This is a genomic window from Colwellia asteriadis, assembly GCF_039523295.1.
Lineage (GTDB): Bacteria > Pseudomonadota > Gammaproteobacteria > Enterobacterales > Alteromonadaceae > Colwellia > Colwellia asteriadis.
In genome coordinates this window covers 236,666-249,223 of record NZ_BAAAFA010000007.1, presented here as the reverse complement: position 1 = coordinate 249,223, position 12,558 = coordinate 236,666, and the positions used below count along the sequence as shown (strand labels likewise).

Below are 12,558 nucleotides of genomic sequence, written 5' to 3'. Positions count from 1 at the left end.
ACCTTAAATTTTTTATGATTGGAGTAAAGCATATGAGTACTTTTACATTACATACAGTAGAAACGGCACCAGAGAGCAGCAAAGCTATTTTAGAAGGTGCGCAAAAACAAATGGGCGCTATTCCAGGCTTATACGCGGTTATGGCTGAATCACCACAGATTTTGCAAGCTTATACCCAATTACATCAACAATTCACTGCAACGTCATTTGATGCACAAGAGCTCACCGTTGTTTGGCAAACCATTAATGTAGAACATGGCTGTCGTTACTGTGTACCCGCGCATACCGCTATTGCCAACTCAATGAATGTTGATCCCGCTCTTACAGAGGCATTACGTAATCAACAACCTATGCCAACAGATAAATTACAAGCATTACATGATTTTACTTTAGCTATGGTACGTGAACGCGGTAATGTAACAGCAGAGCAAACAGCCGCTTTTTTTGCGGCAGGTTATACTCAGCAGCAGGCGTTAGAGATTATCTTAGGTTTATCTCAAAAAGTGATTAGTAACTATGTTAATCATGTCGCGAAAACACCCGTAGATCCAATGTTTGAACCATTTTCATGGACAAAATAGTCGTTAGAATAAGTTAATGATTGGCCGCTAAGAGGTAGTGATGAGTAAAAAAATAAAACTAGATATCATTTCAGATGTAATGTGTCCTTGGTGTGTTATTGGCTACAAGCACTTAGAGGCGGCCATTAATGAATTAAACCTACAAGATAACGTTGAAATTGAGTGGCAACCCTTTGAGCTTAACCCTGATATGCCAGCAGAAGGCGAAGAGTTACGTGCACATGTTGCTAGAAAATACGGCTCTTCAAAAGAAGATAGTGATAAAGCTAGAGCAAACTTAACAGCCTTAGGTGCGCAGTATGGCTTTACCTTTGATTATTTTGATGGCATGAAAATAGTGAATACCTTAGATGCGCATATTTTACTTGATTATGCACATCAGTTAGGTAAACAAACACCGTTGAAAATGCGTTTGTTTTCGGCATTTTTTACTGAGCATAAAGACGTTTCAAAGCGTGAGGTGTTAATTAAAGAAGCTGGCGCAGTAGGTATTTCTGCTGAGCAGGCACAAGCGGCATTAGAAGATGATACCCTTAAAGCCCACGTTAAAGCGCTTGAGTCACAGTGGCAACAAATGGGAGTATCTAGTGTCCCTACGGTTGTTTTTAATCGTACTAGTGCATTAACGGGAGCTCAGCCTCAAGCAACCTTTACGCAAGTATTACGTGAACTTGTTGCAGAGCAAAGTAAGTAAATAAGTAAGCGCTCTGAATGTTACCTAACTAGCGCTTTATAAAGTTGCGGTAGGCTTATTCAATAAATCACAACTAAAATGTTAGGGGCGGTTGATCTTTCACGGTTAACTTTTGTTCGAGCTAAAAGGGCTTTAATCGCGGCGAGTAGTGTGTTGCCTAGTCATGCTAAGCAAATACTGCTCAATAAAGCGTAAAACGCTTTTAGCCGAACCCTTCGGGCAGCGTTTATTAGTCATTTTTACAGCCTTATCGCCTTTTTAGGTAACGCTACATGGATGTAGCTTATTGTCCTGAATAACTACATTACAAAGGCTCTGCCTTGTATAAATACCTACCAATTCGCTGCAAAAACAATCTCGAAAGATCAACTGCCCTAACTAAGTTAGCTGTAATAATTCATATTTTTATACTTATTAACGTTATTTCGCCCCCTTAGTAATATCTATTGATATAAATTAATAGATGATGACAAGCTTCCTGCTAGAGTAAGAGCGAAATCAGCATTTATCTCATTAGAATAAAGTAAAATAACGATAAGCGTTGGTACTTAGAGTAAGTACCCATTTTATAAGACGATAAAATATTCAGAGCTTGCATACTAGCTCTGCTATTTCAGCACTCAAATTCATTATATTACGTTACAAGCGGATCCATTCTGCGTAAACTAGCGTATTAATTGTTTTAAAATCATAATTATGTAGAGCAGGTAGATGAAATACGAAGGTAATCCTAATTTTTCCCATAAGCAACATGACAAAATAGGTGTTTTAATTACTAATTTGGGCACGCCAGATGCTCCTAAAAAAGCTCAGTTGAAAAAGTATCTTCGTGAGTTTTTGTCAGATCCTCGCGTAGTTGAGGTGCCGCGGTTCATTTGGTGGCTGGTACTCAATTTTGTTATACTGAATATTCGTCCTAGACGCTCGGCTCATGCTTACAGTACTGTTTGGACCGAAAGAGGATCTCCGCTATTATTTCACACCCAAGACCAAACAGATGCATTACGTAAAAAGCTAGAAGCACAATATGGCGATAATGTAATGGTTGAATTTGCCATGCGTTATGGCTCACCATCAATTGACTCTGTGGTGAGTAAAATGCTTGCACAGGGAGTTAGAAAGCTTGCCGTATTGCCACTTTATCCGCAGTATTGCGCCTCTACAACAGCCTCTACCTTTGATGCGGTTGCAGCGAGTTTTGCTAAAAAGCGACTCATTCCAGAGCTACGTTTTATTAATCACTACCATGACTTTCCAGCATATATTGAAGCTGTTGCTGATAAAATTCGTCAACATTGGGCAAAGCACGGTAGAGCAGATAAATTGATTTTCACCTACCATGGTATTCCTAAACGTTATTTAACCAATGGTGACCCGTACCACTGCGAATGTTATAAAACCTCACGTTTATTAGCAGAAAACCTTGGTCTAGCAAAAGACGAATTCATGACCACTTTTCAGTCGCGCTTTGGTCGAGAAGAGTGGTTGCAACCATACACAGATAAAACCTTAATGGCATTACCTGAGCAAGGCGTAAAGTCAGTGCAGTTAGTTTGTCCTGGCTTTTCAGCAGACTGTTTAGAAACCATTGAAGAAATTGGCATTGAAAACCGTGACTATTTTATCGAAGCTGGCGGCGAGCGTTACGAGTACATAGAAGCGCTTAATGCTGATAGCAGCCATATTGAGATGATGAGTGAACTACTTGAACAACATTTACACGGTTGGTCAGGCTTTACTGATACCGAGCAACGTGCAGCGTTAGCAAAAGAATTAGGTGCTGCTCAATAAGTCTATAGCTTAATAGGGTTACAGAAGTATAAAAAAGCCGTTGCAAATACTGAATGTTATCAGTGTGTACCGCGGCTTTTTTGTGGTTCGCTTTCTATTGAGCGCCATACTATTTTATTAAAGATTAAAGATTAAAGATTAAAGATTTGCACTAATTAGCATTCATCATATCTTCAAATTTAATGTCCGTTAACTGCGTAATCATCTTGATAACGTAAAACAGTACCCCAAACAGCATTAAGGTTGAAGGAATCGCGATAACGGGGTAGCTGAGCAATGTCATTTCACCGAGCTGCTCGTTAAACTCCACTGTGCCTGCAGGGCTAGTGACAATCCATTTAGCTAATAAATAATTCATCGTAGAAGAAAATACAAACGTCATGGCGAGCACAAGATTTGCGGTATTAATTTTGCGTTTGAATTGCTCTGTTTTACCTTTTTTATCTAAGGTGTCATAAATTAAATCGAGATTAAAGATAAACGAGTTTAACAGTAATTTTGCTAATAATGGTTTACCAAAAAAGCCTGATAATAAAACTACTAAGCCAATAATGGCCGGAATTGCCGCTTCTTTAATTGCTAACCATTCTACATCAAGCTCAAATAAGGCGATGCCACCGGTGAGTAAGGTACTAAAAAAACCTAATAAAGAAATAAAGTTTAACGAGCCTACTTTAATAAAATCATAAATGGCGTAACCAACCGGAAAGGCTAAGGCAATTATCAACCCGACCAAAGTGCCTAAATATTCAGGACCTGATAACTTCATTAAAATCAGCGAAGGGATCAGTATATTAAATACAATTTCTAATAATGGGTTGTTCTTTTTTGGATCTGCTTTTGCCTGTGGTGCTGTTGTCATTGAGTTATTCCAAGAATGTTCGTATGGTTATGTTAACTCACACAAGCATTGTTTGTGAAGAAGCCAGCGTAATTAAGTATTTTATTGGTTAATTTTTAGAGAACAACAGTACTTATTTGTACATTAGCCAAATACACACCTAAAACACGCGCCTTGTGCTTTTGCTATGTACACCAAATCGCCACCATGGTTAAGTAATATTAAATTATTACAATAAGCTACAGGAGATATATTTAATAGATATTTTAAGGGGGTATTGGTACCCTATGAACATCACTTTAAGTAACAGTTAGTAATGTAGTAATGTCAAACTCTCAGCTCACTTTTCGTGGAATTGCGCCAATTCACTCGCCGCTTAGTTTGTATCTTGGGGTAGATCAGTTTTCACCTACATTCATTTCGTCATTAAAGTCGGTCAATCTTGAGTTTTCAACGGACGACAATGGCAATCAAGTTGAAATGAATTGGCAAGGGAAGGTGCTTCATTTGGGCGGTCAACAAAATGAGGTAATACAGTATCAGTCGACGGATGATAATTCTAAAGATATTCGATTGATGTGCTGGTCACCGTCTAAAGACCCTAATGTAATGTTTCATGTGTTTGCTAATCATATAGCAATAGCTGAAGTAGAGTTTACAGTAGACATAACAGCGCTAAGCACATCAACAGGGTCTGTTGATTCATTGATAAAAGTGCTTGAGTCTCGCGTTCAAAACATAGCAAAAGAGCAAATTACACTTCATTATGAAGATTTTTGTAAAGATCTAAAGCAACTTCACCCTCAATTGTCGAAAGACTTTGTTTTTTCTGGAGAGTCATCTGCAGATATAGGAACTTGGATTGCGAGAACGCTAATTCTTAATAATGACGATATTCAGCAGGAAAGTACGGCTAAAATACTTACCTCATGGTTAAAAAATACCAGCCGACCTCAAGATGCAGCGGATATTATTTCCGGCCACAAGAATTATTCAATGACATGGCTTAATTACGCCGTTAAAAATGCTAAAGCTGTAGGAGAAGACTCTAATATTCAAATCATGGTTCTAGCTCAATATTACTATGTAGCACAAGAGCATTGTAACAGTGCGTTACGTGGCTCAATTGAAGCCGCTTACGCTAGAGTAAAAAAGCATAAAATTGATAAGGTATTAGCAAATACACGTACTGCTTGTCGCCTCAATCAAATTGCTTTTTATGAAAATATTAAATTTCTCAATAGACCAAATAGAGCACTATTAGAAAACATTCTTAATGGTTGGCAGTTTGAACAATTGGTTGAAAACTCTGATCGGATGATTGAAATATGTAACGCTAGGTTGCAAGAAGAAGATAACAAGAAGCGAGAGCGAAGTACGATCATGACTGATTTTTTACTTGTCGCATTGAGCTTTTTTGCCGTTTTCGAATTGTCCTTATATTTAACTGAATTTAGTCGCGAGATGATGAGTCGCCCCGCGTTAGATTATAACGATAGTAAAAGTTCTTACTTTTTAGGCCTAATAGCCGAAATTGATGCCGATATTATGTTTTCTTTTGGCTTTGGTTTAACCCTACTACTTATTATTGTTTATCGATATATCAAACGAAATTAAAATATGAACTATAAATTAATCATACTATTAGCGTTTATGCCTACATTTGGGATAGCTAAAACCATCTCGGTCGCAACTAACGAATGGGCTCCGTATATTAATGCTGAGCATAAACCATTAGGCACAGCCGCAGATATATTAAAGCAAGTATTAGAGCAAGAGCAACAAACGGTGGCATGGGGATATAAAAATTATGACTTAGCGTTTGAATTGGTCGCAAAGGGAAAGCAGCCAGCAGCGTACCCTTATTTTAAGACCGTTAATCGTGCAAAACGTGTGTTGTATTCTGATGCTGTTTTTAGTGTAACGAGCCGTATTTATTATAATCGTCAGTATGAAAGTCAATTAAATACTGGGCAATTATCTAAGCATAAGTTTGGTAAAGTAGCGGGTTATAGCTATGGTGAAACGATTGATGAATACCTTCATGATGCCGTGACATATCCTAATGAAAAAGTAGCTTTGGAAAGTTTGTTAAAAAATGAAATAGATTTTTTACCTATGACTGAAAGTGTAATGAATACTCTGCTTAATAATACCTACCGAGATCAAGCGCTATTGATAAAGCAGGTTGATAAAATAGTAGGGCATGACTCTCTTCATTTGATAGCTCCTAATACAAAAGAAGGCATTGCCTTAATTACCGATGTTAATTTGTTGCTGACGCAAGTAAAAAACATACAGAGCTTACAACCAAAGCCAGTTGAGCGTTTTAAACCTCAAGATATCGCCAGATTAATTGCCGCAGAAGGCTACCCAGCAATCGTTGGACAAACAACACTAACGGAGGAAACACAATACTACACTTTACCTCGCGGAACCCGAGTGTTGATATTACAGTGGAGCGATAAAATTATTAGCCCATCAAGTACAGATCGTATTTATAAAAGTATGATTGATCTTAGCCATGTTGTGGTATTAAACGGACCGCATGTGGGTAAAGAGCTTTATGTTAAAAATATGCACTTAGAAGTACAGTAATGATTACATTTTTAGGTTGGTTTGGCTCGGCTTTGTATCTTATAAATCACAGTTATATTTCAATTGTAAAAAACTGGAACCCCAAGTTATATTATAGCGCTAATCTAATTGCTGCTTTATCTTTAGTGGTGAGTTCATTAATTATAATTTCTTATCAAGCTGTTGTTATTAATGGGTTTTGGGCGCTTGTTTCTATACTGTTATTAATAAAGTTTGATATTGCGAAAATCCCTTTATCAAAATCACTTTTCTATATAGGCTTTATTTTACTCTTAGTATGGTCAGCGTTTATTGGCTATCAACATGGATGGAGTTCATTAATGTTTTATTCATGTTTAGGTTGGTCATCAAGTTATGTTTTTTGTTTGTCGTACTTCTTATTTTGCAGTAAAAAATTAACTCATGTTAATTACTTATTGTTAAATGTATATGCTGCAAGTGTGCTTTTACCTATTTTGTGGAGTCAACAAAACTGGCCAGTATTTGGCTTAGAAGTTTGCTGGGCAATTATTTCAGCGTACGGTGCTTACTCAAAAATTGAGCAGGTGCACTTGATAGATTAAACCTTAAAGGTCGGTTATGCGCTATTGCGCTATGTTGTTAAGGTAAAAAGCTAGCTAACACTCTAGCTAGCTTTTCATTAGGTTAACGGGCTAAAATTTATAACTGGCTTTTACATACGCAAAACGACCTTGGCTATTATGAGTTGAATTAACAAAGCCCATAAAGTCATGGTAGGTAAATGGCGGCTCTTCATTTAATAAGTTGGTTGCGCCAAGTGTTAAGGTAGTGTTTTCTATACCGATGTAATTAATGGTAGTGTCAACCGTTGTCCAAGCATCAATGTCAGACATACCTTCTGTTGCTACTGAAGCGTCTTGCTTGAATTCACCAATATAGTTAACCGCTAAGGTGGCGTTCCAGTCATCTTTAATCCATGAGGTATTAAAGGTCCAACGCACTTCTGGCTGTTCAAAATCACCTGCTTGGGTATCAATACGCATAGTACCATCAGCGTTAGGGCGAGAATCCTCAAACTCTAATACATAGTTAACAACGTAGGTAAATTTGAAGTCGCCTATAGCTGTGGGTAATGCGTAGTTTGCTTCAATATCTAAACCCGATGTGGTGATATTACCAATATTTTCAAATTTATCGAAAATTCTCACCACTTCACCTGGGTCACCTGGAATAGTTGATGGTAAACGCTCAACTACATTGGGGTCTAGACCTTGGGTATCCATTTTAAATTGGGTATCTTTGGTGATAACATCTTCAATATCGTAATTGTAGTAATCAACAGAAAAGTCAAAGCTATCAGTCACTTCATAAATAACACCTAGGTTATAGCTTGCAGACTCTTCAGGGCCTAAGTCTGCGTTACCTGAAAGAACAGCAGTATACTCTTGTGGCTCACAGGCTTTGTTAATGTTTCCAACAGCGTCACAACGAGGGTTATCAACTAAATTGGGTGACTCATCAGTATTACCTAAGCCTATTTGATGTAACGATGGCGCTCTAAAAGCAGTGCCATAAGAGCCTCGCAGTGATAACGAGTTGGTAGGTTGCCAAATAAAGGCTACTTTAGGGTCTGTTGTTGAACCAAAATCGCTATAGTCTTCATAACGAACCGCAAATTGAATTTCTAGTGTTTCAAGTACTGGCACAGCTAACTCACCAAAAACGGCGATGTTGTCGCGAGAGCCATTAGCTTGTGTGGCCTCAGTACCAAAAATTTCACCACGAATAAATTGATCATCTGGATTATCGCTAATGGCATCTTCACGGTATTCAAAACCAACGGCAAGCCCAACATCACCATGTGTCATTTCCATAACAGGGCCACTAATTTTACCATCGAGAGATTTACTGGTTGATGTACCGACACGGGTTGTTGTGGTTTCAATATAGTCTAACGATTCTTGACTATTGCTTGATGGTTCAAAAGGGTCCCATAAGCCACTGTCAATTGCTTCTTGTGTTCTACGTGTATTAGCGAAACCATTAACACCGCGCTCTGTTGATTCACTTTTAATGTAACTGTAAGCAACTTCCCAATTCCAGTCTTTTACTTCACCTTGCAACCCCATGATAGCTCGATAGTAATTTGAGCTAACCGCTTTTTCGCGGTTACCAATATCTACCATACGTCGTCTCATGGTTAAGTCTTGTTGGTAAAAATCATGATCGGGCATGTCAGCAAAAGGGTGGTTTATGTTATCACCATCCATAAATAATTCATTAAAACTTGGGCTACCAGCACCGTGAATTCGGGTTTTAGCATGTTGTCCATTTAACTCGATAAATGAACGTATATTATCATTTACTTCGTATTTACCCATGTATAGAAAGCTAACACGTTCTGTTTCTGGCACTGATGTCATCATCGGTGCATAGTCGTAACGACATAAATCTCCAACGATGTCTTCAGGTGAGCAAACGTCATTACCAAAGGTGTCTGCCATGCGAATAGTTGAATCAGATCTTAAGGCAATGGTACCAGGATAACCGGCTGAGCTTCTAAAGTCAGTGGCGAATGGATCATTAGGGCGTAATGCGGCTTGGTTTGATGATTTAGCATAATCGCGATCACCATAGAGAATTTCTTCTCTATCAAAATAGTCAAGGGTAAAGGTGTGGCTAGACTTATCGGTTGAGTTACCCCATACCATGCTTAAGTTTTGTTCTTTACCGCCACCGTCAGCAGTATCACCGAGCTTAGCGGATAGCTCCACGCCTTCTATATCATCGCGTAAAATAATATTGATAACACCTGCAACGGCATCTGAGCCATAGGTTGCCGAGGCGCCATCTTTTAGAATATCCACACGTTTTATTGCTGCTAGTGGAATGTTATTAATATCAACAAAAGCGGTATCAATATTATTGGCAAACGGTGAAACAGAAACACGACGGCCATTAACAAGTATTAGTGTAGAGTCTGCGCCTAAGCCTCGAAGTGAAACACTAGAGCCTCCATTGCTGGTGTTGTCGCTGCTGTTGCCTTGGGTAGAAAAAGTACCTTGTCCTGCCATAGGCAGTTTGGCAAATAAACCAATGAGATCTGTGACACCGCTATTAGCAATAGCATCAGCATTGATTGAGGTTACTGGCGAAGGACCTTCCATATCGCCACGTTTAATATGAGAGCCGGTTATTTCAATGCGCTCAACGTCTTCTGTATCTGCTGCCATAGCATGATAACTTTGTGCTGTTAGCAATACTGCTGAAATACTTAATGCTAACGTATGTTTTTTTAAGTTTTTATTTACCTTTTGATTTCTCATGTAACTTCCTTTACTTGTTAAGATAATTATTAGTATGTTTTCCACTTCGACTGGTGGATTTTATGTTTGATTTAATTACATAAACGTTTCTATTTGTTGGTCAAAAAGAAACCTTTCAGCATATGCAACAATCAAATCGTATGCTTTTTATACCAAAATAAGTTATTGATTAATAGTTTGTTTGTTTTTTAATTAACAATATGCGAATAATTATTCTAAAAGGGACATTACCAACAATACAAAACAGTACGTGAGCAAGCCTATGGTATAACTTGTTATGTATTTTGTTAGTGTTGAAAAAGTGAAAAAGTGAAAAAGTAAAAATAGAGAATATAAAAATGAAAATAGAAAAGTGAACGTAAAATTTAAATGTGGCTGTAAAGATATATTTAAGGCTCAATGATCACTTTTTTATTGTGCAAGCGCTCAAACTCTTCTTCCATTAAGCTCTTACTACCAAGGCTTGCCATAATATTTTTCGTAGGGCAGGTTAGTGTCGCGTTGGCTTTTAATAGTTTGATATGTTGTTGACTAAACTGGTTTCTATTGGCGTTATAAATAGCAATCATCGCACTATAAACGTCAATATTCCATTGTGGAGCATAACGTGTTGCGATGCGCCAAAGTGTTTCTTGTGGTTGTTTTGTTAATACGCACTGGTTAGCTGCTACTTGGCTGATATTTGTGCTGGTATTTGTTCTGCTATTTGTTCTGGTATTGTCAGGTGACGATGTTGGTAAACGACTAGCCAAGGGCTGATTTTTTGTGGTTTCAACCATCGGTTTAGTTGATGTTATTTGCTCAGCGCTTGAATAGGTATCAGCAGTCATGTGCCCTTTATTGGTAGGGGGTATGTTGAGTTTAATTGTATTAATGATTTCCCAGAGATCATTATTTGTCGTATAAACTACCAAGTTGGCAGTGCCCGTTAGTCTTTGGTTACCTTGAACTCGCAGCATGTATTGGTTGAGTCGCTGATAAGAAAGCGTGTGCTTTTTGCTGCCCTGTTGTAACACAAACTTAAGTGGTGGCTTTTCTGCACTTTCAATAATATTAAGTTTAATTGCTAAGGCTTGTGGCGTGTTTAGTTCAATATCATGCAGACTAATGTAGTCGACAGCAGCCATGGTGTAAGTGCTGAATAAATAGCAGGATAAAAAGCTAAAAATACGGAATAAATTCATCAACTACTCTCTATTGAAAATGCGAATCTACAATGACATTAGCATTTATAAGTCGATTGTTTAATCTTTTTATCTGTAGCGGCTATAAAACCGAACGAGATTTATAAGTAGTTAATAGGGTAACTCCATATTGCTCATGTCTTTTGAGTAATTAGGGCTCAATGAATTAACGTGTGTTAATATTTCAGCATAAAAAAACGAGTGACCATGCACTCGTTTTTAATTATGTACGTTTAGTTTTTAATTACGTACGTTTAATAACCTAAAGGTTAGTAAAGTGCTTTTAATCGTTTAGTGAAATCACTCGCGCTACGTGTCATGCGGTGACCTGTTTTAGCATGTAATACAGTGCCATCAAGGGTAAATTCACTTTTATAGTCTTTGTATTCTGCTTTAGGAGTAACAATCACTTTCGTTAAGTTAGCGATTTCTTCTTTATAGTCTTCATCATCAGCACATATTTTTGCAAGTGATTCTAGTGTGCTAATAGTACGCTGTCCGCCTTGTGCGTAAATCCATTGTGTTTGCTCACGGTTTTCTTTAAGAACGGCTTCATTTGCTTTGATCATGGCTTTATATTCATCCCATGAAACATTAACTTCAAGCGCCGCGTTGCCACAAGCGGTTTTTACTTTAGCTATTTCAGTAGCAATACCTGCTTCAGCTGCTTTAATGGCTTTTTTGTCTTTTACGCCAGCATGAGCCGTCGTTGCTAATAATGTACAAATAGCCGCGGTAAGTAGTGTTTTCTTCATTATATTTCCTTTACGTTAGTAGGTTGGTTATAAAATAGTAAAAATTGCTTGGTAACTTGTTTCAGGCAAATTAGGTTGTTCGCTGGCGATTTGAATCGTTAATTGATTATCAGCTAAGGTGACTTTTTGCTGAGTTGTATCCTCAGCAGGAGATACCTTAATTTGCGTAATGCTGTTAACCGCTTCTAAATAATCACTGTCTATGGCACATATTTTACTGAGTGCGCCTAAATAGCTCGATAGTTTTGCAGGGGCGGCTTTTAATTCTTGAGAAACAAAAGCGTTCCAATCAATATCAATATTCACTGCTTGTTTACAGGCACTGTTAAAGTTTTCTTGTGCTGATTTGATTAATTTTTTAGCGGCAACTTTACTGCTCACATCAAGCTGTCTTTTATGATAAGCCTCTTTGACATTGCGCGCTTGGACAATATCAGCATCGCCGGCATAAATGATTTTCGTTTTAGAATCATCATCTAAAAAAACGGTTGAGTAAGAGTATAAAGTGCCGTGAATTAAGGTTTTATTTAGCTCATTACGCAGGTTAACACGCGCAGTATCGGCAAGCTGATAGTAAAAGCCTTCATTAATATTATTCTTTATTTGTTTATAAAGCAGGGTTTGATTATCGTAATGGTGGTTAAAATTACGGTAGTTAATGTAGTAATGGTTGTCTTCTTCGGCAGGAACAACAATAACACGGGCTTCATTTTCAGAGTCAAAACTATAATAAACTTTTCCATGCTCGAAAGCGTATGAAAATAGTGGTGCGCTAAGCGCTATACAAGCGAATATTTTTTTCATGATTAAGTCCATTTAGTGAATTG

General features: G+C 37.8%; 11 protein-coding genes. 6 read left to right on the top strand and 5 right to left on the bottom strand.

Translation table 11 applies throughout. The features are described from left to right. Positions 1-32 precede the first annotated feature (32 nt). From ABD005_RS11745 to hemH, 3 genes are all read left to right on the top strand, one after another. Positions 33-581: a carboxymuconolactone decarboxylase family protein gene (locus tag ABD005_RS11745; protein ID WP_343817586.1), complete on the top strand. Its 549-nt coding sequence runs from the start codon at positions 33-35 to the stop codon at positions 579-581. A gap of 40 nt (positions 582-621) precedes the next feature. Further along, positions 622-1,275 (top strand): DsbA family oxidoreductase, encoded by a 654-nt coding sequence (locus ABD005_RS11740; protein ID WP_343817584.1) that lies wholly within the window; start codon positions 622-624, stop codon positions 1,273-1,275. Between the two features lie 711 nt (positions 1,276-1,986). After that, on the top strand, positions 1,987-3,066 hold the full coding sequence (hemH, locus tag ABD005_RS11735; protein WP_343817582.1) for a ferrochelatase: 1,080 nt from the start codon (positions 1,987-1,989) through the stop codon (positions 3,064-3,066). Between the two features lie 151 nt (positions 3,067-3,217). Here the strand turns inward: hemH and ABD005_RS11730 are convergent, their stop codons facing one another. Then, the gene (locus ABD005_RS11730) at positions 3,218-3,928 is read right to left on the bottom strand and encodes a VC0807 family protein (RefSeq protein ID WP_343817580.1); all 711 of its coding nucleotides are present in this window, start codon (positions 3,926-3,928) and stop codon (positions 3,218-3,220) included. A gap of 303 nt (positions 3,929-4,231) precedes the next feature. Between ABD005_RS11730 and ABD005_RS11725 the strand changes: the two genes are divergently transcribed. The 3 genes from ABD005_RS11725 to ABD005_RS11715 are packed head-to-tail and all read left to right on the top strand — an operon-like array spanning position 4,232 to position 7,068. Beyond that, a complete protein-coding gene (locus ABD005_RS11725; RefSeq protein ID WP_343817578.1) occupies positions 4,232-5,524 on the top strand; it encodes a hypothetical protein in 1,293 nt (430 codons plus the stop codon). 3 nt (positions 5,525-5,527) lie between these two features. Further along, the gene (locus ABD005_RS11720) at positions 5,528-6,505 is read left to right on the top strand and encodes a transporter substrate-binding domain-containing protein (RefSeq protein WP_343817576.1); all 978 of its coding nucleotides are present in this window, start codon (positions 5,528-5,530) and stop codon (positions 6,503-6,505) included. Continuing rightward, positions 6,505-7,068, top strand: coding sequence for a CBU_0592 family membrane protein (locus ABD005_RS11715; protein ID WP_343817574.1), 564 nt, complete (start codon positions 6,505-6,507; stop codon positions 7,066-7,068). The genes ABD005_RS11720 and ABD005_RS11715 overlap by 1 nt, the downstream gene beginning before the upstream one ends. A 90-nt stretch (positions 7,069-7,158) precedes the next feature. On the opposite strand, the gene ABD005_RS11710 is transcribed toward ABD005_RS11715, so the two are convergent. The 4 genes from ABD005_RS11710 to ABD005_RS11695 form a co-directional block, all read right to left on the bottom strand. Beyond that, the gene (locus ABD005_RS11710) at positions 7,159-9,792 is read right to left on the bottom strand and encodes a TonB-dependent receptor plug domain-containing protein (protein WP_215979249.1); all 2,634 of its coding nucleotides are present in this window, start codon (positions 9,790-9,792) and stop codon (positions 7,159-7,161) included. Between the two features lie 389 nt (positions 9,793-10,181). After that, positions 10,182-10,976 (bottom strand): FimV/HubP family polar landmark protein, encoded by a 795-nt coding sequence (locus ABD005_RS11705; protein ID WP_343817572.1) that lies wholly within the window; start codon positions 10,974-10,976, stop codon positions 10,182-10,184. Between the two features lie 269 nt (positions 10,977-11,245). After that, complete coding sequence (locus ABD005_RS11700; RefSeq protein ID WP_215979247.1) at positions 11,246-11,731, bottom strand: hypothetical protein; 486 nt, start codon at positions 11,729-11,731, stop codon at positions 11,246-11,248. A 27-nt stretch (positions 11,732-11,758) separates the two neighbouring features. After that, positions 11,759-12,535 carry a hypothetical protein gene (locus tag ABD005_RS11695; protein ID WP_343817570.1) on the bottom strand — a complete coding sequence of 259 codons (777 nt, stop codon included), beginning with the start codon at positions 12,533-12,535 and terminating at the stop codon, positions 11,759-11,761. Between the last annotated feature and the right edge of the window lie 23 nt (positions 12,536-12,558).

Coding starts and splice junctions, on each gene's coding strand:
- ABD005_RS11745 (WP_343817586.1), top strand. CDS start 33: ATGAGTACTTTTACATTACATACAGTAGAAACGGCACCAGAGAGCAGC.
- ABD005_RS11740 (WP_343817584.1), top strand. CDS start 622: ATGAGTAAAAAAATAAAACTAGATATCATTTCAGATGTAATGTGTCCT.
- hemH (WP_343817582.1), top strand. CDS start 1,987: ATGAAATACGAAGGTAATCCTAATTTTTCCCATAAGCAACATGACAAA.
- ABD005_RS11730 (WP_343817580.1), bottom strand. CDS start 3,928: ATGACAACAGCACCACAGGCAAAAGCAGATCCAAAAAAGAACAACCCA.
- ABD005_RS11725 (WP_343817578.1), top strand. CDS start 4,232: ATGTCAAACTCTCAGCTCACTTTTCGTGGAATTGCGCCAATTCACTCG.
- ABD005_RS11720 (WP_343817576.1), top strand. CDS start 5,528: ATGAACTATAAATTAATCATACTATTAGCGTTTATGCCTACATTTGGG.
- ABD005_RS11715 (WP_343817574.1), top strand. CDS start 6,505: ATGATTACATTTTTAGGTTGGTTTGGCTCGGCTTTGTATCTTATAAAT.
- ABD005_RS11710 (WP_215979249.1), bottom strand. CDS start 9,792: ATGAGAAATCAAAAGGTAAATAAAAACTTAAAAAAACATACGTTAGCA.
- ABD005_RS11705 (WP_343817572.1), bottom strand. CDS start 10,976: ATGAATTTATTCCGTATTTTTAGCTTTTTATCCTGCTATTTATTCAGC.
- ABD005_RS11700 (WP_215979247.1), bottom strand. CDS start 11,731: ATGAAGAAAACACTACTTACCGCGGCTATTTGTACATTATTAGCAACG.
- ABD005_RS11695 (WP_343817570.1), bottom strand. CDS start 12,535: ATGAAAAAAATATTCGCTTGTATAGCGCTTAGCGCACCACTATTTTCA.